The sequence below is a fragment of the Streptomyces brevispora genome (genome assembly GCF_007829885.1).
In the GTDB taxonomy this organism is placed as follows: Bacteria; Actinomycetota; Actinomycetes; order Streptomycetales; family Streptomycetaceae; genus Streptomyces; species Streptomyces brevispora.
In genome coordinates, this window is the sequence record NZ_VIWW01000001.1 from 1,831,818 (window position 1) to 1,852,221 (window position 20,404).

The 20,404-nt window shown below is 70.1% G+C and carries 18 protein-coding genes and 2 pseudogenes; 6 read left to right on the forward strand and 14 right to left on the reverse strand.

Features of this window, described 5'->3' with window-relative positions:
• Positions 1–13 precede the first annotated feature (13 nt).
• Together FHX80_RS08495 and FHX80_RS08500 are read right to left on the reverse strand one after the other, a co-directional pair.
• Positions 14–535: a cupin domain-containing protein gene (locus FHX80_RS08495; protein WP_145763640.1), complete on the reverse strand. Its 522-nt coding sequence runs from the start codon at positions 533–535 to the stop codon at positions 14–16.
• Between the two features lie 31 nt (positions 536–566).
• Positions 567–1,751 (reverse strand): LLM class flavin-dependent oxidoreductase, encoded by a 1,185-nt coding sequence (locus FHX80_RS08500; protein ID WP_145763641.1) that lies wholly within the window; start codon positions 1,749–1,751, stop codon positions 567–569.
• On the opposite strand from FHX80_RS08500, the gene FHX80_RS08505 reads away from it, so the two are divergent.
• The 3 genes and pseudogenes from FHX80_RS08505 to FHX80_RS36710 all read left to right on the forward strand — a co-directional run.
• Entirely contained in the window at positions 1,751–2,017 is a 267-nt protein-coding gene (locus FHX80_RS08505; protein ID WP_145763642.1) for a hypothetical protein, read from the forward strand. The two genes, FHX80_RS08500 and FHX80_RS08505, sit on opposite strands and share 1 nt — an antisense overlap.
• Before the next feature lie 484 nt (positions 2,018–2,501).
• Entirely contained in the window at positions 2,502–3,551 is a 1,050-nt protein-coding gene (locus tag FHX80_RS08510) for an AraC family transcriptional regulator (protein ID WP_145763643.1), read from the forward strand.
• Positions 3,552–3,598: 47 nt separating this feature from the next.
• Positions 3,599–3,841: pseudogene (locus tag FHX80_RS36710) on the forward strand (transposase); the annotation flags it as partial.
• Between the two features lie 308 nt (positions 3,842–4,149).
• Here FHX80_RS36710 and FHX80_RS08520 read toward each other — a convergent pair.
• From FHX80_RS08520 to FHX80_RS08545, 6 genes and pseudogenes are all read right to left on the reverse strand, one after another.
• Entirely contained in the window at positions 4,150–5,181 is a 1,032-nt protein-coding gene (locus tag FHX80_RS08520; protein WP_145763644.1) for a LacI family DNA-binding transcriptional regulator, read from the reverse strand.
• Positions 5,182–5,474: 293 nt separating this feature from the next.
• The gene (locus FHX80_RS08525; protein ID WP_145763645.1) at positions 5,475–6,935 is read right to left on the reverse strand and encodes a GH1 family beta-glucosidase; all 1,461 of its coding nucleotides are present in this window, start codon (positions 6,933–6,935) and stop codon (positions 5,475–5,477) included.
• Positions 6,936–7,057: 122 nt separating this feature from the next.
• Positions 7,058–7,978, reverse strand: a complete 921-nt coding sequence (locus FHX80_RS08530) for a carbohydrate ABC transporter permease (protein ID WP_145763646.1) — start codon at positions 7,976–7,978, stop codon at positions 7,058–7,060.
• A gap of 15 nt (positions 7,979–7,993) precedes the next feature.
• On the reverse strand, positions 7,994–8,992 hold the full coding sequence (locus FHX80_RS08535) for a carbohydrate ABC transporter permease (RefSeq protein ID WP_145763647.1): 999 nt from the start codon (positions 8,990–8,992) through the stop codon (positions 7,994–7,996).
• Positions 8,993–9,182: 190 nt separating this feature from the next.
• Positions 9,183–10,508, reverse strand: coding sequence for an ABC transporter substrate-binding protein (locus tag FHX80_RS08540; protein ID WP_145763648.1), 1,326 nt, complete (start codon positions 10,506–10,508; stop codon positions 9,183–9,185).
• Positions 10,509–11,278: 770 nt separating this feature from the next.
• A pseudogene (locus tag FHX80_RS08545) lies at positions 11,279–11,491 on the reverse strand (GntR family transcriptional regulator); the annotation flags it as partial.
• On the opposite strand from FHX80_RS08545, the gene FHX80_RS36715 reads away from it, so the two are divergent.
• Positions 11,442–11,645: a hypothetical protein gene (locus FHX80_RS36715; protein ID WP_411977535.1), complete on the forward strand. Its 204-nt coding sequence runs from the start codon at positions 11,442–11,444 to the stop codon at positions 11,643–11,645. The pseudogene FHX80_RS08545 and the gene FHX80_RS36715 sit on opposite strands and share 50 nt — an antisense overlap.
• Before the next feature lie 159 nt (positions 11,646–11,804).
• On the opposite strand, the gene FHX80_RS08555 is transcribed toward FHX80_RS36715, so the two are convergent.
• From FHX80_RS08555 to FHX80_RS08565, 3 genes are all read right to left on the reverse strand, one after another.
• Positions 11,805–13,274 carry a glycoside hydrolase family 18 protein gene (locus FHX80_RS08555; protein WP_145763650.1) on the reverse strand — a complete coding sequence of 490 codons (1,470 nt, stop codon included), beginning with the start codon at positions 13,272–13,274 and terminating at the stop codon, positions 11,805–11,807.
• A 128-nt stretch (positions 13,275–13,402) separates the two neighbouring features.
• Positions 13,403–14,848, reverse strand: a complete 1,446-nt coding sequence (locus FHX80_RS08560) for a sensor histidine kinase (RefSeq protein WP_145763651.1) — start codon at positions 14,846–14,848, stop codon at positions 13,403–13,405.
• Positions 14,845–15,555 (reverse strand): response regulator transcription factor, encoded by a 711-nt coding sequence (locus FHX80_RS08565; protein WP_145763652.1) that lies wholly within the window; start codon positions 15,553–15,555, stop codon positions 14,845–14,847. The genes FHX80_RS08560 and FHX80_RS08565 overlap by 4 nt, the downstream gene beginning before the upstream one ends.
• Before the next feature lie 89 nt (positions 15,556–15,644).
• Between FHX80_RS08565 and FHX80_RS08570 the strand changes: the two genes are divergently transcribed.
• Positions 15,645–16,190 (forward strand): hypothetical protein, encoded by a 546-nt coding sequence (locus FHX80_RS08570; protein WP_145763653.1) that lies wholly within the window; start codon positions 15,645–15,647, stop codon positions 16,188–16,190.
• A 40-nt stretch (positions 16,191–16,230) separates the two neighbouring features.
• Here FHX80_RS08570 and FHX80_RS08575 read toward each other — a convergent pair whose 3' ends face one another.
• Both FHX80_RS08575 and FHX80_RS08580 read right to left on the reverse strand, forming a co-directional pair.
• Positions 16,231–17,157, reverse strand: a complete 927-nt coding sequence (locus tag FHX80_RS08575) for a spermidine synthase (RefSeq protein WP_244318171.1) — start codon at positions 17,155–17,157, stop codon at positions 16,231–16,233.
• Between the two features lie 98 nt (positions 17,158–17,255).
• On the reverse strand, positions 17,256–17,756 hold the full coding sequence (locus tag FHX80_RS08580) for a hypothetical protein (protein ID WP_375886799.1): 501 nt from the start codon (positions 17,754–17,756) through the stop codon (positions 17,256–17,258).
• Between the two features lie 244 nt (positions 17,757–18,000).
• Between FHX80_RS08580 and FHX80_RS08585 the strand changes: the two genes are divergently transcribed.
• Positions 18,001–19,425 (forward strand): NsdA family TPR-like regulatory protein, encoded by a 1,425-nt coding sequence (locus tag FHX80_RS08585; protein WP_145763654.1) that lies wholly within the window; start codon positions 18,001–18,003, stop codon positions 19,423–19,425.
• A gap of 163 nt (positions 19,426–19,588) precedes the next feature.
• Here the strand turns inward: FHX80_RS08585 and FHX80_RS08590 are convergent, their stop codons facing one another.
• Positions 19,589–20,185, reverse strand: a complete 597-nt coding sequence (locus FHX80_RS08590) for a histidine phosphatase family protein (protein ID WP_145763655.1) — start codon at positions 20,183–20,185, stop codon at positions 19,589–19,591.
• Positions 20,186–20,404 lie beyond the last annotated feature (219 nt).

Genomic DNA, 20,404 nt, shown 5'->3' on the forward strand with positions numbered 1-20,404 from the left:
GGGGCAGTGAGGGTCACGATGCCACCGCCGGGGAGTTGAAGCCGACGGTCACGACGATGTACACGCAGTCCTCGTCGTAAGGGTTCTTCCAGGCGTGGGGAACGCCCGCCATCACGAGCAGGTCACCCGGAACGAGCGTGCGCTTCTTGCCGCCGGGGAGCACGAGGTCGACCTTGCCCGAGATCACGACCTCGTAGTCGATGGTGTCGCTCGCATGCATTCCGGCGTCGCCGTCGTCATCGGTGACGGTCATGCTGTCGCCGAGATCGTTGGCCCCCACCTCACCCGACGAGTGCGCCGGGAAGCTGCTCACGCCGAAGGTGGATCCATTGGGTCCTGCCAGAGCGACCCTGGTCGGCGGGGCACCGAAGCTCTCCTTGCTGTGGCCGCCTTCGACGGCCCAGTAGAACGCACCTGCGGACACGCCGGGGAAGTCGAACTCGGCGGCAGGGCCCGCGTCGAGGAAGTCGGCGCCGCCGGACTCGGTCGGGCCCGCGACGACGAGCCGAAACTGCTTGGGGTCAGGGAATGTCATCTGCCTTCACTCCTCCGTGAATGGCCGGACGTCAGGCGCGCAGGCCCGCGTCGCGCATGAGCGGGAAGATCTGCTCGTTCATCCGGTCGAGGCCCTCGTCGTAGTCGACGAGTCCGGTGCAGATGCCCGTGATGCCCGAGTCCTGCAGCTTCTGGAGCCCGTCGACGATCATCTCGGGCGTGCCCACGAGCGGAACGAGACCAGCCCGGAAGAACGTCTTGATGGTCTCGTCCTGCTTCGGGTCCTCGGACTTCTTGTAGTGATCCCAGCTCCACCCGCGGGAGTCGCCGTTCTGGATGATGTGCTTGTAGCGGAGGGCGCTCTCGTAGTCGCCCTTCTCCTCGACGTACTCGAGGTACTCCCGCGCTTCCTTCTCCGTGTCCTTGCAGATGATGTGCACACCGGCCCACAGGCCGAGGTCCTCACGCCCGGCCGCGTCGGCGTTCTCGCGCAGCTTCGGCGTCACCGACTGACTGTGCTCGACGCTGCCGATCGCCGCGAACAAGATGTTTGCGTGCTTGAACGCGAACTGCTGACCGGCGGGGCTGGAGCCCGCGCTCATCACCATCGGCCCGGGCGTCTGAACGGGCTTGGGCCACGACTGCGCACCCTGGAGGTGGAAGAAGTCCCCGTCGAAGTCGAACTGGTAGTCGTCTTCGACTGCCCAGAGCCGCTCGACGATGGTCATCCACTCGTCGGCGAGCTCATAGCGCGTGTCGTGCTCGGGCACCTCGACGCCGAACATGCGGTATTCGGGCTTGAAGTAGCCGGCTGTGGCGTTCAGGCCCATGCGGCCGCCGCTGATGTGGTCGACGGTGGCCATCATCTTCGCCGCCATCACTGGGTGGATGAAAGGGACGAGGCAGGTGGCGAAGATCTGTATGTTCTGCGTCGCTGCTGCCAGACCTGCGGCCCACGTGAACGTCTCGAACTGCCGGCCCCACGGGCGGTCGGGGCCCGAGAGACCCTGCCAGCGGGCGATGGGGATGAACCCGTCGACACCGTAGCGGTCGGCCTTCTGCGCGAGACCTTGGATCTCGCCCCAGTTGCCGAGCTTGATCGTGTTCTCGGCGAGGTTGAGACCGCCCTGGCCGGTCGTCACATTCGCGCCGAAAATCGCGACTTTGAACTTGTTCGGGCCACCTATCATGGGCCGCTGAGAACGTTCGACTGTGTGATCAGCGACGAAATCACGCGGTGCGACATTCTGCGTCATTGGTTTTCTCCATATCGTTATGGCTCTGGGATGCCGAAGAGCACCTGGGGCAGATCGGGTCGCGCGAACAAGGGTTCGACTGTCGCGATCGCGGGCAGCGTGCCGACCGGACGCGCCCGATTGTGATTGCGCTCTCCACTGGGTGTATGGCGAGTCGCATTCTTGGCCTACTGGTTGCAGCCAATTGTGATGGCGGCGTATACGCGATCCGCGTCGTCGTGGTTTTTCCAGACGTGCGCGAGGTCGCCTATGACGAGCAACGATGATGACCCTGCCACTGAGGGCGATCTCGTAGGTTGGGGGTACTCCCCGGATCTCCTTTGATGTCGGTGCGTCGGCTTCTGCGCCGACCCCCGTTGCCGCATGACGCTAAGAGCGGGCAGCACCGGACCGTCATGGCAGGAGACGCCATCAACGCAGGAAAACGCGCCAAAGCGCCTCCTCTTGCCGGTTGGTGGCGCAAGATGTAAAGCTGCTGGCGTTACTTCAGGTGCCTGGCGGTGCTCCAGCCACCGCAGCGCTTCCGGAGCGGCACCCCATCGCCTCGACGAAGAGGAGAGAGATGCGTTCTGCAACCGTTCCTCCCGACACCCGGGCGAACATGCCTTGCGGTGGAACGACATCCGTGCTGGCTTCGCCGGGACCCCTTGGCCGGCCGGCTCCCCACCGTGGCAGGTGGGCGCGGCTTTCTCAGAGGGTTCCTGAGCACGCTGGACCGCTTCCATACGTCGGCGGGAAAAGAGCGCAGCGATGAATCTAAGCTCGTATCAGAACTTGCGCGTGCCGAACTTCAGTGTTCACAATCTGCGCCAGATACTCGAGGAAGCGGATCTCGACTGGCGAACTGCGCTCGCGAATGCGGAGATCGACCCCAACGCGCTGAACCGACCGGGAAGCACTATTCCTGCAAGGAAGGAGCTGGCCTTCCAGCTTCAGTTCGTCGCTCTCACCAGAGATCGCGTCGATCTTTGGGTGCGAGCCGCGCGCGCCTACACGACGAGCACCTACGGTGCTCGCGGAATGGCCCTCGCAACCGCGCCGACCGTTGCGGCATGGGCAGAAGTTACCAGCGCAACTGATAACGCCCCTGGGCTCCTCGAGATCACGCCTCTCCGGGCACCAGATGGGAGGGTGGCGGGAATCGAATTCACCTACCCAGACGCCCCGGAAGAGTTGATCCCGTTCAGCGTCTACCGCGATCTCTGTGTCACCACCCCATCTCTCGCGTGGCTGTACGGCGGCACTTTCCCCTTCACCCGCGTCGAAGTCCCTCTCGCGGAAGTCTCGCCCGAGGCCTTGACGTACGTCTCCTGCAACATCGACTGCTGTGCCGAGGCGTTGCGGCTGTGGTGGGACCCTGCGATATCAACAGACGAGCTCCCCTTCGGTAACGCCTTCCAGCACGAGGCATGGGTTAAAGCGGATGCCCAGATTATCGACTCATTCAGGGCGACTGGCGACTGGCCCCACACTGTCGCGAAAGCCATAAGGGCCGCACCCAATCTCAATCGCACATTGGCAAATGTGGCCGCGACGCTGCGAGTCTCCCCACGCACCCTGCAACGCAAGCTTGAACTCACGGGCAACGACTTCGCCCGGGTGCGAGACGAGACTTTGAGTGACCTGGCCTGCGATCTGCTCTCGCATACAGATCACTCTGTATCGGAAATATCCCGCAAGCTGGGCTACGCAGATCCGGCCAGCTTCACGATGGCCTTCAAGCGGTGGAGGGGGATGCCTCCGACGGCGTTCAGGGAGGCTTCTCGCTACGGAGACAAGAACCCTGGACATCAGCACTGAACCGCCCCGGGTCAGGTAGAGACTCGATTCCGTGAAATGATTGAGTCATGGCACGACCTTCCCGTTACCCGCTTGAGCTGCGCCGTCGCGCGGTGCGCATGTTCGCCGAGGTCCGCGGCGACTACCCGACCGAGACGGCAGCACTGCAGTCCGTTGCCGAAAAGTTGGACATCGGTTCCCGAGAGACGCTGCGGAACTGGGTGAAGCAGCACGAGATCGACGCCGGACAGCGGCCGGGGACGACGACGGAGGAGTCCGCCCAGCTCAAGGCACTGAAGAAGGAGAACGCCGAGCTGAAGCGGCCGAACGACATCTTGAAGGCGGCGGCGTCTTTCCTCACTGCGGCACTTCACGTCATACATCTGCACCCATTCGTCCGCTTTCCCAGCAAAGCCGCAGGTCACAATCGGAACACAGAACAGGTTCGTGTGCCGTTACTCACCCTGATTGATCAAGGGCTGGCCTGTGAAAACGGGTCAGCCCTTCTTCATGTCCCGCTTCTTGGGAAATCGCGGGAACACGGGAAAGGCCCCGGTCCGAGACCGGGGCCTTTCCCGTTCGTCGTGACCCCGCCGGCGGGGTCGCGGCGTGACGCTCGTCACGACGAGTCGCGGACGATCAGTTCCGTCGGGAGCACGATCTGCGACCGCTCGGCGTTCTCGCCCGCGATCAGGTCGAGGAGCACCCGGGTCATCGCGCGCCCCATCTCCTCGATCGGCTGCCGCACACTCGTCAGCGCGGGGTCCATGTGGCGGGCCACGGCCGAGTCGTCGAAGCCGATGAGGGCCACGTCGTCCGGGATGCGCCGGCCGGCCTCGCGCAGCACCTGGCGGGCGCCTGCGGCCATCAGGTCGGACGCGGCGAAGACCGCGTCCACGTCCGGGCGGCGGGCGAGCAGCTCGCGCATGGCCCGTACGCCGCCCTCCTCGGAGAAGTCGGCGGGGGCGATCAGCCGCTCGTCCGGTTCGAGTCCGGCCTCGGAGACCGCCTTGCGATACCCGTCCAGGCGCCGCTGGGAGGCGTAGACGTCCAGCCGGCCGGTAATGGTGGCGATGGAGCGGCGGCCCCGGGAGACCAGGTGCTCCACGGCGCCGCGGGCGCCCTCGAAGTTGTCGGAGTCGACCGAGGGCAGCGGCTCGGTGGCGGACCTGCGGCCGTTCATGACGGCGGGCATGCCCAGCTGCTCCAGCAGGTCCGGCAGCGGGTCGTCCGCGTGCACCGAGACCAGCAGGACGCCGTCCACGCGGTGCGCGGTCAGGTACTGGGCCAGCCTGCGCCGTTCGCGGTCGCTGCCGACGAGGGTGAGCAGCAGCTGCATCTCGGTGTCGGCCAGGGCCGCGCCGACCCCGCGGACGATGTCGGAGAAGTACGGCTCCGCGAAGAAGCGGCTCTCCGGCTCCGGCACCACGAGCGCGATGGCGTCCGTACGGTTCCCGGCCAGGGCGCGGGCCGCGCGGTTGGGTACGTAGCCGAGTTCGGCGACGGCCGCCTCCACCGCCTCCCGGGTGTGCGCGCTGACCCGCGGCGATCCGTTGATGACCCGTGAGGCCGTGCCGCGACCCACCCCCGCCCGCGCCGCGACCTCCTCCAGCGTGGGCCGGCCCCCGCTCCGTACTCGCGCTGCCGTCATGGCTGCCTCCCGTTCGCGGTCAATTTCTCACAGTCGGATAACCAAACCAAGTCCTGGCGTTGGATCCCTTGACACTCGACGGGACCGGTCGGCCGCTCCCCCGCCCCCATCATGGGAGCGCTCCCACTCTACGCGCGTGGTCAAGCGGCTCGCCCGGGCCGGGGTGCGGCCCCGCGCCACCGGCGTCCGGACATGCCTGAGACCCGGCGCGGGGCCGGGTCTCAGGAGGTGGTGCCGGGTCAGGTGCGTCCGGTCAACCCCAGCCGGTCCGGCTGGGGTTGACCGGCCTCACGTCAGGACGGGCCGGTCTCCGGCAGGCCGTGCCGGCGGATCACGTCCGCGTACCAGTGGGCGCTCGCCTTGGGAATGCGGCGCTGGGAGGCGTAGTCGACGTACACGGCACCGAAGCGCTTCGAATAGCCGTACCCCCACTCGAAGTTGTCCATCAGCGACCACAGGAAGTAGCCCCGGACGTCGGCGCCGTCGGCCATCGCTCGCTGTACGGCGTCGAGGTGCCCGTGCAGGTAGGCGATCCGCTCGGGGTCCTCCACCCGGCCCTCGGGCGAGACGTAGTCGTCGAAGGCCGCACCGTTCTCGGTGACCATCAGCGGCACCTGCGGGTGGTCCCGACTGGTGTCCATGAGCAGGTTGTACAGCCCGTCCGGGTCGATCGACCAGTTCATCGCGGTGCGCTGCTTGCCCTCCGCGAGGTGGAAGGCGACATGCTCGGAGCCGGGCCACGGGGAGTAGTCGCTGGCGCCGTGACCGTCGTCGCGGCTGCTGCCCGCGCCCTTCTCCGGGGTGGAGACCAGCGTCGGCGTGTAGTAGTTGACCCCGAGGACGTCGATCGGGCGGGAGATGGCGGCCAGGTCGCCGTCCTGTACCAGCTTCGACCAGTCCACCAGGTGCCCGGTGTCGGCGATCAGGTCCTCCGGGTACTCGCCGCGCAGCATCGGGCCGGTGAAGATCCGGTTGCCCACCCCGTCGATCCGGCGGGCGGCGTCGGCGTCGGCCGCGCTCGTGGTGAGCGGGCGGACCTGGTGGAGGTTGAGGGTGACCGAGGTCTGCGCGGTAGCGGGGAGTTGACCGCGCAGGACCTCGATCGCCCGGCCATGGGCGAGGTTGAGGTGATGGGCCGCCCGAAGGGCGGAGCCGGGCTCGGTACGGCCGGGGGCGTGCACTCCGGAGCCGTATCCGAGGAAGGCCGAGCACCACGGCTCGTTGAGGGTGGTCCACGTCCCGACGCGGTCGCCGAGGGCGCCTGCCATGATCGCGGCGTAGTCGGCGAACCGGTCCGCGGTCACCCGCTGCGGCCAGCCGCCGGCGTCCTCCAGTTCCTGGGGCAGGTCCCAGTGGTAGAGGGTGGCGACCGGGGTGATGCCGGCTTCGAGCAGCTCGTCGACGAGCTTGCGGTAGAAGTCCAGACCGCGTTCGACCGCGGGGCCGCGCCCGGTGGGCTGCACCCGGGACCAGGAGATGGAGAAACGGTACGCCTTCAGCCCCAGCCGCTTCATCAGCGCTACGTCGTCGCGGTACAGGTGGTAGTGATCGGCGGCGACGTCTCCGGTGTCACCGTTGCGGACCTTGCCCGGCGTGCGGCTGAAGGTGTCCCAGATGGAGGGTGTGCGGCCGTCCTCGGCTGCGGCACCCTCGACCTGGTAGGCGGCGGTCGCCGCCCCCCAGACGAAGCCTGTCGGAAATCTCGTTGCCTCGGGCGCCTGCTTCGGGGCGATGTCGGGTCGTACAGCAGTCATGCGGGAGCGCTCCCAGGAGTGGACGGACAGGGGCAGGGACGGATGGAACTCCGGAACCCGCACGGCCCGCGGTCAGGTACGGGCCGTACGGGGGTCCGGACAGCGGTGGTTGACGAGAGGTGTCAGCCCTTGACGGCGCCGGACATGATCCCGCCGACGATCCGCTTACCGAAGATCACGAACACCACGAGCAGCGGCAGCGTGCTGATCAGCGCGCCGGCCATCACGATGCTCTGGTCGGGGGTGTAGGAGGCGCTCAACTGGCCGAGGGCCACCTGGAGCGTGGGGTTCTGCTGGTTCAGTGCGAGGTAGGGCCAGAAGAAGTCGTTCCACGCCTGGACGAAGGTCAGCATGCCGAGCACCATCATCGCGGGGCGGGCCACCGGGAGCACGATGCTCAGCACGACGCGGAAGTTGTTCGCGCCGTCGATCTTGGCGGCCTCGATCAGCTCGTACGGGAGCGCCTCGCTCAGGTACTGCCGCATGAAGAACACGCCGAACGCGCTCACCAGGGTCGGGAAGATCACCGACTCCAGGCTTCCGCTCCAGCCGAGGTCGGACATCAGCATGAACAGCGGGACCACGCTGAGCTGCGGCGGAATGGTCAGGGTCGCGATGACTCCGGTCATCAGCGCACCGCGGCCGCGGAACCGCATCTTGGCGAAGGCGTAGCCGGCCAGGGTGCAGAAGAAGAGCGTCGCCACCGTGATGCAGGAGGACACGATGAAGCTGTTGACGATCGCCTTGCCCAGATGGGCCTGGGTCCAGGCGGCGTCGAGGTTGTGCATCAGCCGTCCGCCGGGCAGGAACGGCGGGGTGCTGGCCAGCACTTCGTCCTGGGTGTGGGACGCGGCCACCAGGGTCCAGTACAGCGGCAACAGTGAGCCGATGCCTACGACGGCCAGCGCGATGTAGGCGAACGGACCGCCCTGCAGCTGCTTGCCCGCACCGGGCTTGAAGCGGCTCGCGCGCTTCGGCGCGCGGTGTGGGGTACGTGCCGGGAGGGCGAGCTCCGGAACTTTGGCGGGACTGGTCATGGTCATGGAATTCGCTCCCGGTCAGACCGCGGATTTGCGTACGAAGCGGCCGAAGAGCCAGTTGACCGCGGCGATGATCAGCAGGAGGGCGAGCATCGCCCAGGCCACTGCGGCGGCCGGACCGAGATGCCCCAGGTTCCAGCCGTAGTTGTAGAGGTAGACGCTGAGGGTCTCGTACTGATGCTCGTTTCCGCCGATCGCTCCGAGGGTGCCGCCCTCCAGGAGCAGGGGTTCACCGAACAGCTGCATGGAGCCGATGGTCGAGATGACGATCGTGAAGAGGATCGTGGGCCGCAGCGAGGGGATGGTCACCTTGCGGAACTGCTGCCAGCGCGAGGCTCCGTCGAGCGAGGCGGCCTCGTACAGATCGGTCGGCACGGCCTGCATGGCCGCCAGGTAGATCAGGGTGTTGTAGCCGGTCCAGCGCCAGATCACGATGACCGAGATGGCGATCTTGGACGTCCAGTGCCCGTTGGCCCAGTTGGTGTCACCGAGGCCGACGAAGTGCAGCACCCAGTTCAGCAGACCGCCGTCGGCCCGGAAGACCAGGGCGAAGACGAGGGCCGCGGAGGCCACCGAGGTGGCGTACGGCGTGAGGATGATCGTCCGCCAGAAGGTGCTGGCACGCAGCTTGTAGTTCAGCAGATGGGCCAGGCCGAGCGCGACCAGCAGCTGCGGGACCGTCGACATGACACCGATCAGGAAGGTGTTGCTGACGGCGGTCCAGAACTCCGCGTCGTGCAGGATCCTGTCGAAGTTGGCCCAGCCGACCCACTCCATCCGGTCCAGGCCGGTCATCTCCACCCGGTGCAGGGCGATCCAGCCGGTGTAGATCAGCGGATAGAGCCCGAAGGCGCCGAAGACGAGGAAGAACGGGGCTATGTAGGCGTACGGCGACGCCTTGTCGTCGAAGCGCCAGATACGGCTCCGCCACATCTGCCGATGGGCGTTCACCGGTTTCCGCTGGGAGCCGCGGGGCGGCGGGGTGTGTGCATCCCGGGTGGGAGTCGAGGTGGCCACGGGCGGGAGTCCTTCCCTGGATTGCTTGGATACCCGGGTACGGGCGGCGCTGTCCGCGGTGGGCTTCCGCGGGGCGGCCGGGTAACTGCCCGGTCGCCCCGTGCAAGCCCGCCGGGAGACGGGCCGCGCCGACGCGGGATGGGGACAACGCAGGTGCGGGCGGCCCGGGGGCCGCCCGCTGCTGCGAACGTCAGCCGATCGCCTTGTCGATCGCCTCCGTCGCCGCCTTCCACGCCTTGTCGGGGCTGGTGCCGCGCTGCTCCATGTTGTTGATCTGGGTGGAGATGGTGTCCTTGATGACAGCGTCCTTCGGGCCGAGAACGGTCTCGGGGATGGACTTGGCCTCGTCGGCGTAGATCTGGCCGATCGGGGCGTCGTTGAAGTACGCGAGCTTCGCGTTCTTCACGTCGGGCAGCTCGTACGCGCCCTTGTTGGACGGGAAGCTGCCGATCGCCTTGAAGACGGCGGCCTGCTGCTCGGGGGCGGTCAGCCACTTGACGAGCTTGCTGGCCTCGGCGACGTGCTTGCCGGCCGTCGGCACACCGAGGAAGGAGCCGCCCCAGTTGGCCGCGGTCGCGCCGGGGGCGGTGGTGATGTCCCACTTGCCCTTGTTGGCGTCACCGGCGGCGATCGAGATCTGGCCGGCCATCCAGGCGGGGCAGGCCACGGTGGCCATGGTGCTCTTGCGCAGCGCGGCCTTCCACGGGTCGCCGAACTGGGCGAGGCCCTGGGTCAGCTTCTTGTCCGCGGCCTCGGCCGACAGGTCCCAGCCCTGCTTGACGCTGGGGCTGTCCTTGTAGATCGGCTGGCCGCTCTCGTCGTAGTACTGCTTCGCGTTCGAGCTGACCACGGCGTTGTACATGGCGCTCGCGGAGTCCATGAAGTACGTGCCCGCGGGCGCCTTCTTCTTGTACTCCTCACCGAGCTTGAGGTAGTCCTCCCAGCCCCCGGCGATCTTGGCGGCGACCTCCTTGCGGTCGGTCGGCAGGCCGGCCTTCTTGAACAGCTCGGTGTTGTAGCAGAGCGACATCGGGCCGATGTCGGTACCCGCGCCGATGACCTTGCCGTCCTTGGTGGTGGCCTGCTTCTCCTTCCAGGACACCCACTCGTTGACGTCGATCACCTTGCTGAGGTCGGCGAACTGGTCCGCCTTGGTGTCGGCGAGCTCCTTGATGCGGCCGACCTCGAGGCCCTGGACGTCCGCCAGTCCGCTGCCCGCGCTCAGCTGCTGGAGCAGCTTCGGGTAGTAGTTCTTCTCTTCGGCGGTGGTGTCTTCCTTGACCGTGATGTTGGGGTTCAGCTCGTGGTACTTGGCGAAGAGGCCGGCTTCCTTGTAGCCGAACTGCCCGAAGTCGGCGACGGTCAGCGTGATCTTCCCGTTCGCATCGGAGCTCGTGTCCGATGAGTCCGAGTCGCTGCTGCAGCCGGTCAGCAGCAGGGCCGAGGCTGTCAGGCCCGTGGTGACCAGAACCGCGGCTCTGCGGCTTCGGCCGGCGACGGTGCGGGTGATACGCATTCCACTACTCCTTGTTCCAGGGTGGGACTGGCGTTCTGACTGCGTGGCATTCGCGCTGGTGGGTGCGGGTGCCGGGTGGTTCAGGGGGGAGGACACGGGCAGTGCCGTTCGCACGAGAAATCCTCCTGCGATGTGGGAGCGCTCCCATGCGTCGATGTCGGAAGGTTCCTGCCTGGAAGGGGTGGGTGTCAAGAGTTGAAGACGCTTCCGTTGCGCGAGCGTGTCCTGCAAGTCACGAGACCGTGTCCGGCCAAAGGCTTGCCAAAGCGCGCGGGCAGGGGATGCGGAATCTTTCGTTCCCGAATATCCGCAGGTGAAAGGCTTGTTGGGTCGGGATTCCGGCGTCGGCGCACGCGTGCCACGATGATCTCGCCGGATTTCCGCCGACCCCCCGAAACACACCCTGTCAGGCCCGATTCGCTCGGGCCGGCCCGCCGGAAGGTGAACGGGAGATCGCGCTACAGGGGTGTCGGGGAGCGCTCCCGCGTTCTTTCCCCGAAGCCGAGGGTGTGGATCTTGCCGCCGGAAGGTGCGGGCAGCACTTGTAGCGCCGCTGGAACGTGCGGCGGGCACGTACCACCGTTGGAACATGCGGCGAGCACTCGTAGCACCGCCGGAACGTGCGGCGGCAGCACCTGCGTTGCCGCCAGGTCGCGCGCGGCCGGAGCCGGCCGGTACGCGGACGGGTCGGACCGCACGCCTCCCGGCCCCGCCCGACCCGTCCCGCCCGACCCGTCCCGCCCGGCCCGTCCGGCCATGCCCGGATGGGCTCAGGCCGCGCGCAGCCGGGTCAGCGTCTGTTCGAGCTCCGACTGGGCGGCCCGGCCCGCCGACTCCACGTCGCCCGCGACGACCGCCGTGACCAGTGCCCGGTGTGCCGCTTCGCCGTGGTGCGGGTCGTCGCGGCGCAGGCCGGTCAGCTCCACCAGGTCGATGAGCGCCTGCCGCAGCGCGGGGGCGAACTCGCCGAAGGTCAGCAAGGGCTTCGCGCACCACACGAGCAGCGGTTCCGACCGGTGGTCGGTGCCGTATCTGCCGATCGATCCGGCGGATGTGGGGGGGACGAGGTGCGCTGGGGGGCGGGCCAGGACGCGTCCGCCCTCGCGGCGTCGGTGGCGGCGGTGCTGTCCGCGGTGAACCGGGCGCGTGAGGGCTGCTGGACGAAGGGCCCGGCCACAGGGCTGCTGCCGGGGGTTCGGCCGCGCCCCTCGTCCTCGACCGTCGGAGAAAAAGGGGGGCGCATCCCGGCCGGTGGTGGGGGGGTGGGGACCGGCCGGGATGCGGCGGGGGTGGTGGCTACTTGTAGGCGCCGAACGCCTTGGTGAAGGCGAGCGGCTCCTGGGCGATCGAGCTGCACGACGCGTCCGCGCTCGGCTTCGCGCCGCCCGCGCACTCCTTGTCCCGCGTGCCCGACCACATCGCGAGCCACCCGAGACCCTTCGTCCGGGCGAACTCGACCAGTTGCGTGGCGTCCTCGACCTTGAAGATCTCGGTGCTGACGTCGTTCACGCCGATCATCGGAGTGACCGCGACGGCCTTCCACGCGGCCGCCTCGGAGAGCCCGAGCACGCCCTTGATCTGGGCCTGCGTGGCGGTGGCCGCCTGGATCGCGTACGTGCCCATGTCGCCGCCGTACGAGGCGCCGTAGTCCATCGCCATGATGTTGACCGCCCCGACGTCCACGCCGTTCTTCCTGGCGTCGGCGATCAGGTCGACGCCGGGCTGGGTCAGCCCCTCGGGCATCACCGGCAGGGTGAAGGAGACGTCCAGGCCGGGGTGGGACTTCTGAAGCTGGGCGATGGCCTGGGAGCGGCGGGAGTTGGCCGCGGTGTCGGGCAGCGCGCCGCCCTCGATGTCGAAGTCGACCTTGGTCAGCTTGTACGTGTCCACGACCTTGCCGTAGGCCGCGGCCAGGTCGGCGGCCGAGGCGCAGTTCAGTGCCAGTTCGGAGCCGGACGCGCCGCCGAAGGAGACCCGGACGTCGCCGCCCGCCGCGCGCAGTCCGCCGATCTGGGAGGCGACGTGGTCGTCACCGAGGCCGGTGACACCGCCCCAGAGCGGGGCGCAGCTGCCGCCGGAGGTGATGAAGGCGAGGTTGAACTGCTTGACGCCGGTCCTGGTGGCGGTGCCGGCCAGGTCGAAGGCGGGGTAGAGCGAGGTGTCGACGTACGGGGCGAAGCCCGCCCCGCTCGCGCTGCCGCCGCCGGTCTTGGTGGGGGCCGGCGTGGGGGTCGGTGTCGCGGTCCCGGACGGCGGGGCCGTGGGGGTGGCCGAGGCGGTGGGGGGCGCGGTCTCGGTGGGGCGGCCGCTGGGCTCCGGGGTGGCGCCCGTGTCGACGGAGCACTTGGCGTCGTCGATGAGGCAGCCGGTGGGGTCGGCGGCCTGGCCGTCCGAGGCGGTGACGAAGCCGATGGTGACGGACTTGCCGGGGGCCAGTTCCCTGTCCCAGCTCGCCGGCCTGACGGTGACGTGGCTGCCGCTGACCGTGTGCTCGCCGTTCCACAGGGAGCTCAGCCTCGTGCCCGCCGGCAGGTCGAACTCCAGTGTCCAGCCGGACTTCGCCCGGTCGGTGTCGTTGGTGACGACGTACTGCCCGGTGTAGCCGCTCGTCCAGCCGCTGGTCCTGGTGTAGGCGGCGCCGACCGCCGACGCCTGGGCCGTTCCGGTGAGGGCGAAGACCGTACCGCCGATCACGGCGGCGGCCACGACCGCGCCGATCGCCTTGGTCCTGGTGCTCGCCCTGCGCCGGTGCGTGCTGATGCCCATCGCGTTCCTGCCTCGTCATACGGAAGTGGGGATACGAGAGCACGCTAGCGACACCGAACCCGGCAAATACCGCAGTTGGGGCGTTCGTCGGTGTTCTTAGGGTGGGCTTAAGGAGCGCATCGGTCGGCCTAAAGGTTCGGGCCCGCTCCGGAGCGGAATCGGAGCCTCGCGCTTCGGCGGGCCACCCCGCGTCGCTGCCGCCCGACCCGGTGCCCGCGCCTCTGCGGCCGCTGCCCGTCGAGCCCGATCCAGATGCGCACCTCCGTGCCGCCGAGCACCGAGCGCCCGATCCGCACATCGCCGCCGGTGGACTCCGCGACCCGGCGGACGATGTCGAGGCCCAGTCCGGTCGAGCCCACCGCGCCCTTCGCGGCGCCGCGACCGCTGCCGCCGCGCGCCAGCGCGGCCCTGGGGTCCGCGATGCCGCCGCCCGCGTCCGAGACCAGCACGATCACCGCGTCGCCGCTGTGGTGCACGTCCACGGCGAAGGCGGTGCCCTCGGGGGTGTGCCGGAAGACGTTGCCGAGCAACGCGTCGAGTGCCGCGGCCAGTTCGGGGCGGGCCACCGGGATGCGTACCGTACGGTCCACTCCGGCGAGGCGCACCTCGCGGCCCTCGTCCTCGGCCAGCGCCGACCAGAAGTCCATGCGTTCGCGGATCACCTCGGAGGCGTCGCAGCCGGCTCCCGGCCCGCTGCCCTGCCCCTGGGTCTGCGGGCGCTGCTCCCGGGCGGTCCTGATGATCGTGTCGACCTCGCGCTCCAACTGCTCGACGGCTGCCCGGGTCTGCTCGGCCGCCGGGCCCTCGCCGAGCGAGGCGGCGTTCAGCCGGAGCACGGTGAGCGGGGTGCGCAGCCGGTGCGAGAGGTCGGCGGCCAGCTCCCGTTCGTTGGCGAGGAGTTGGACGACCTGGTCGGCCATGGAGTTGAACGCGACGGCCGCGGAGCGCAGTTCGGTCGGCCCCTCCTCCGGCACCCGGGTGCCGAGCCGCCCCTCCCCCAGGTCGTGCGCGGCCCCTGCGAGACGCCGGGCCGGCTCCACCATGCGTACGCCGAGCCGGTCGGCCACGGCGACCGAACCCACGATCAGCGCGATGCCGACTCCGGCCAGCACCAGCCAGGCGGTGGCGACGCCGTTGGAGACCTCGTCCTCGGGCACGAACACCTCGACGACGGCGATGCCCCCGGAGCCGAGCGCGGTGGGCTGGAGCAGCGCGGAGCCGCCGGTCACCTCGGTGATGGAGGCGCGCCCCGACTCCCGTACGGTCTCCAGGTCCTTGCGGGTGGCACGGCGGCTGCCGATCTCCACCGCCTGGCTGTCGGCCTCGCCGGAGGCGGGTACGTGGACGGCCATCCAGCCGGCGGCCCCGGGTTCGGTGGTGAGCACGGCCGTCTCGAGTTCGGCGCGGTCGGTGGTGATGGAGAGGGTGGGGCCGATCATCGCGGCCTGCCGTTCGGCGTCGGAGAAGGCCCGGTCGCGGGCCATCTCCTTGATGACGAGACCGAGGGGTACGGCGAAGGCGACCACGACCATCGCTGTGACGGCCAGGCAGACCTTGACCAGCGCCCATCTCACGCGGGCTGCTCCGGGGGCGCGGCGGGCGGCTGCAGTTTCACGCCGACGCCGCGCAGGGTGTGCAGATAGCGGGGCCGGGCGGCCGTTTCGCCGAGTTTCCGCCGGAGCCAGGAGAGATGGACGTCGATGGTCTGGTCGTCCCCGTACGACTGCTGCCAGACCTCGGCGAGGAGTTCCTTGCGCGGGACGACGACGCCCGGCCGGCCGGCCAGGAAGGTCAGCAGGTCGAACTCCCGCCGGGTCAGATCGAGTTCCGTGCCGTCGAGTTCGGCCTGGCGCCGCAGCGGGTCTATGGAGAGCCCGCCGACCTGGATGACGCTCGGGGACTTCGCCCGGCCCTCCGCGGCGCATGAGCGGCGCAGTACGGCGGCCATCCGCGCGGCGAGGTGTTCCACGGAGAACGGCTTGGTCAGGTAGTCGTCCGCGCCGTCGTTGAGCAGCCGGACGATCTCGCTCTCGTCGTCGCGGGCGGTCGCGATGATGACGGGCACGTCGGTGATGCCGCGCAGCATCTTCAGCGCCTCCGACCCGTCGAGATCGGGCAGTCCGAGATCGAGGATGACCACGTCGAACCGGAAGTGGGCGACCTCGCGCAGCGCTTCGAGGGCGGTGCCGACACTCCGTACCGTGTGGGAGGCCTCGGTCAGGTGCCGGATGAGGGCGGAACGTACGAACTGGTCGTCCTCGACCACGAGCACACTTGGCATGGGCGGCACCGTACGCCATCCGGCATGCCGCGGTCCGCCCGGTGGCGGTAGTGGGACGTGGTGGGGGCAGGTGGTGCAGGATGTGCCGGATGCAACGAGGGCTCGTACACGCGCTCGCGTGGTCGCTCGCCACCGGCGCCGCGGTCACGCTGTCGTGGTGGGGTGTGCGCGCCGTGATGGCGGGGACGGCGTACGACCCGCCGCGCGCGGTGCCGATCTCCGCGAGCGCCCGGGGCGACCGGGCGACCACGGAGGCGCTGTCGTCCTCGACGCACCGCCCCGAACCGTCCTCGTCCTCGTCGCCTCCCGGCAGCCCGCCGCGTACCGGTCCGAAGCCGTCCGTGAGCACGTCCCCCGCGCGGCCGCGCGGCGCGGCGAGTGCTCCGCGGCCCGTGCCCGTGGCCACTCCCGCGGGCACGGCGAAGAGCTACTCGACAGACGGCGGCCGGGTCGTCTTCGAACTGGGCGCGGACAGCGCGAAGCTGGTGTCGGCGACCCCGGAGCCGGGCTGGTCGATGCGGGTCTGGACGAACACGACCTGGATCCGGGTCAACTTCGCCCAGGACGACGGCACCACGGTCTCGGTGTTCTGCACCTGGAACGACCATCCGCCGCAGGTCGAGATCGTGAAGTGAGCGTGCGACGGGTGCCCTTCAGCCGAAGGCGGGGGGCGCTTCAGTCGAAGGCGGAGGCGGGCGGCGGTGGTGACGGCCGGGCGTCGGAGTCGTGCACCGCGGCCGCGCCGCCGGTGAAGTCGGCGAGCGCCCGCCCGTGTTCGACGCGCCCCGGGTGCGGATCGGTCGCCACCCGGCGGGTCAGCTCCGCGATCTTCGGCGTCACGTCCGAGGCGAGCAGCACGGCGTTGCCGAAGCGGCGGCCGCGGAACACGGTCGGGTCGGCGGCGAGCGCGAGTTCGGGGAAGACGGTGGCGGCGGTGGCGATCTGACCGCGCAGATGGGCCAGCGGGGGCCCGTCGGCCAGGTTGGCCACGTAACTCCCGCCGGGTTTCAGGACCCGGCGCACCTCGGCGAGGAACTCGGTGCTGGTGAGGTGGGCGGGGGTGCGGGCGCCGCTGAAGACGTCGGCGATGATCAGGTCCGCCCAGCCGTCCTGGATCTTCCCGAGTCCGGCGCGGGCGTCGGTGGCGCGCACCCTGATCCTGGCCTGCGGGTCCAGCGGCAGTTCCCGGCGCACCAGTTGGACGAGGGCCGCGTCCACCTCGACGATCTGCTGGGTGGAGCGGGGGCGGGTCGCGGCGATGTAGCGGGCGAGTGTGAAGGCCCCGCCGCCCAGGTGCACGACGTGCAGCGGCTGCCCGGCGGGCGCGGCCAGGTCCGCGATGTGGCCGATCCGACGCTGGTACTCGAAGGAGAGGTAGGCCGGGTCGTCGAGGTCCACATGGGACTGCGGTGCGCCGTCGATGGTCAGCGTCCAGGCGCGGCGGCGCTCCCGGTCGGGCACCAGCTCGGCCTGGCCGCCGTCCACCGGCTCGCAGACGTTGCCGCCGGGGCCCTCGGAGCCGCGTGCCGCCTTGCGGTCGGTCCTGCGGTCCGCGCGCTGCTTGCGGTCGCCCGCTCCGCCGGCCGCTCCTCGACGTGCCACTGCTGCTCGTACCTGCTCACTGCTCATCGGGGCCGGGACCGGTCGGGGACCGGCCGTGACGGGCGGGTCCGCTCGCCCGCCCTTTGGCCATTATGGGCTCAGCAGCAGTTGTCGGCCGCCTCGATCAGCCGGGCGGCCTGGTCGAGCGCGGCCCGCAGCACGGCCGGGTCGGTGACCGAGGTGTCGTCGCCGGGCGGCAGCAGCCAGCCGCTGCCGGAGACGGGCGGCTCGGCGGGGATGCGCAGTCCGCGGCCGTCGGTCCGCGTACAGGCGCTGCCCGGTACGTCCCAGGCCTCGGCGGTGCCGGGCGGCACCAGGAAGCCGAGGGTGGCGCAGGCGCCGTCGTGGAGGACCCGGCCGACGGCTTCCTGGTCGGCGCCGCGGCGCAGGATGTCCACCGCCTCCAGTCCCTGACGGGCGGGGACGGTCACCAGGTCGCAGGGCTCGGCGCCGGGGGGCGGGCCCGGCACCCGGGACCCCTCGGTGGTTGCCATGGGACCGGCCGTCGCCGCGGTCGTCGCCGCCGTCTTCGCGGTCGCCGTGGTCTTCGCGGTCGTCTTCGCGGTCGTCCGCGAGCCGGTCGCCATGTCGAGATGCAACAAGGGACCCCTCCTCTCATCGCCGGGCGGAGCCGGACTCCGTCTCCGCATGGACCAACGCGCCGACCGCGTCAAGGGCTACGGCCCCACACCGCCGCAAAGGGTGGCAGTTCATGGCGGATCGTGGGAGAGATATCCGATTTGTCAGTAATCGCAGCGTGTGCGACTTGTCACAGCGGGTACGTTCTTGCTCCGCCGGGACACGGGAAACAGGCGTCCGGCTCGCACCGGAGAGGGTCCCGCAATGGTGTCGACACGGACAGTTCCCAACCTTGCCTTCCGACGGCTGCGCGGACAGCGCTCCGCCGGGGAGTTCGCTGCCGCGGTACGCAGGTCCGCCCGCGAGATCGGCGAGCAGGTCGCGTGCGACGCCCGGTACATCGGACGCGTGGAGTCGGGCGAGATCCGCTGCCCGAACTACGCGTACGAGCGGGTCTTCCTGCACATGTTCCCCGGGGCGGGCCTGGCGGATCTGGGCTTCTCGCCGCGCGAATCGGTACGCGGCCGGGGGGCCCGGTCCGCGGCGGACTCCTCTTCACCCGTGACGACCTCTTCGACCGTTTCAGCCCCTTCAGCCCCTTCGGAATCTTCAGCCCCTTCGCCCCCGACTTCCCCGCTGCTCGGCAGCGACACCGACGAGGAGTGCGACGTGCTGCGTCGCGTATTCATGACGAGCGGCTCCACCACGATGGCGGCCGCGTCCCTTGGCCTGAGCCTCGGTGGCATGGCCGCCGCCGTCTCCCTGCCCGCGCAGCGCCGGGTCGGCGAGGCGGAGGTGAGCGCCGTCGAGAAGGCGGTGCGGCAGATCCGTCTGCTGGACGACCGGCACGGCGGCGACGGCCTGTACCGGCGGGCCTCGCAGCCGCTGCGGGCGGCGTACGCGCTGCTCGACTCCGGGACCTCCACCCGGCACGCCACGGCGGACCGGCTGCACGCCGGGGCCGGTGAGCTGGCCATCTCGGTGGGCTGGCTGGCCCACGACTCGGGCCGGCTGGAGGACGCCCGCTCGCACTACGCGGAGGCGCTGGCCACGGCGCGGGTGACCGGGGACCGGGCGCTGGAGGCGCACGCGTTCTGCAACGCGTCGTTCCTGGCCCGGGACACCGGACGCTCCCGCGAGTCCGTGCGCGCCGCGGAGGCGGGGCAGCGGGCCGCGCAGCCGCTGGGCTCACCGCGGCTGATGGCGCTGCTCGCCCTGCGGGAGGCGGGGGGCCGGGCGGGGCTCGGCGACCGTACCGGCTGTGAGCGGGCGCTCGGCCGGGCGCACACCGCGTTCGGGCGGGGGCCGTCCGCGGCGGACCCGGAGTGGATGAGCTTCTTCCGGGAGGCGGAGCTGGAAATACTGGAGGCGCAGTGCTGGTCGGCCCTGGGCGAGTGGTCGCGGGCGGCACGGCACGCACGGCACGCGACGCGGCTGCAGGACCCGCACTTCACCCGGAACCTGGCGCTGTACCGCGCCGAGCTGACCACGGACCTGGCATGGGCGGGCCTCGCGGAGGAGGCGGCGGCCACCGGCCACCAGGTGCTGGACCTGCTGGACCAGGTCCGGTCCTCGCGGATCAGGACGATGCTGGCGGGGGCGGTGGCGGTGCTGAGGCCGCTGGGCCGGGGGTCGGTCGAGATCACGGACTTCCTCGACCGGCACGCGTCGGCCGGTACGAAGGCGTAGGGGCCACGCCCGGGAGCCGGGCACGCTTACCGGTCCGTCCGGCCTGACGTGACCCGCACCGGGGCGCGGGGTTCCGTCCTCAAACGCCGGACGGCCTGAAGTGCCCGGGACCGGACCAGGGTGGGCGTCCCGGACGGTTGGGGGGCGCCCCGCCCCCCGGCGGCTACTGCTCCAGGTGCCCCGTGTCGTTCCAGCGTTCCAGGGCCGGCGCCCCGTACGCCCACCCCAGCACCGACAGCGACGTCGGGTCCAGCCGGATGCGCGCAGCGAACGACACGTCCTCGCCCAGCCACCGCGCCCCCAGTGCCCGCAGGATGTGGCCGTGGGCGAAGACCAGGACGTCGCGGTCGGCCGAGCGGGCCCACTCGACGATCTCGTCGGCGCGGGCCGACAGCTCGGCCGGGGTCTCCCCGTCCGGCACCCCGTCGCGCCAGATGAACCAGTCCGGGCGGATCGCCTTGATCTCGGCCGGAGTCATCCCCTCGTACGCCCCGTAGTCCCACTCCATCAGCGCGTCCCACCGCTCGGCCCGGTCGCCGAACCCCGCGAGCTCGCACGTCTCGGCGGCCCGTACGAGCGGGCTGGTGCGGACCTCCAGGCCGGGCAGGTCCGCCCACGGCCCCCGGTGCAGCCGCTCGCCCAGCAGCTTGGCCCCCGCGCGCCCGGTGTCGAGCAGCGGGATGTCCGTCCTGCCGGTGTGATTGCCGTTGACGGACCACTCCGTCTGGCCGTGCCGGGCAAGCAGGATTCGCGGTGCCATGTGACGGCTCTCCCTGAAACTGAGACCTCTGACCTTGGACCTGAGATCTTGGACATCGACGGGGACGGCACCGTCCGCCGCACCAGGGGGAACGGTGGGAACGGATCGTCCGGATTTCCATCATCGCGCACACAGCGGTGAGGCAACCTGGGGGGCCGCACGGGCGTCCCCTTCATCGCAGACAAATCAGAGCAGCTGAGGGGTGCCGAAAGGGCACCC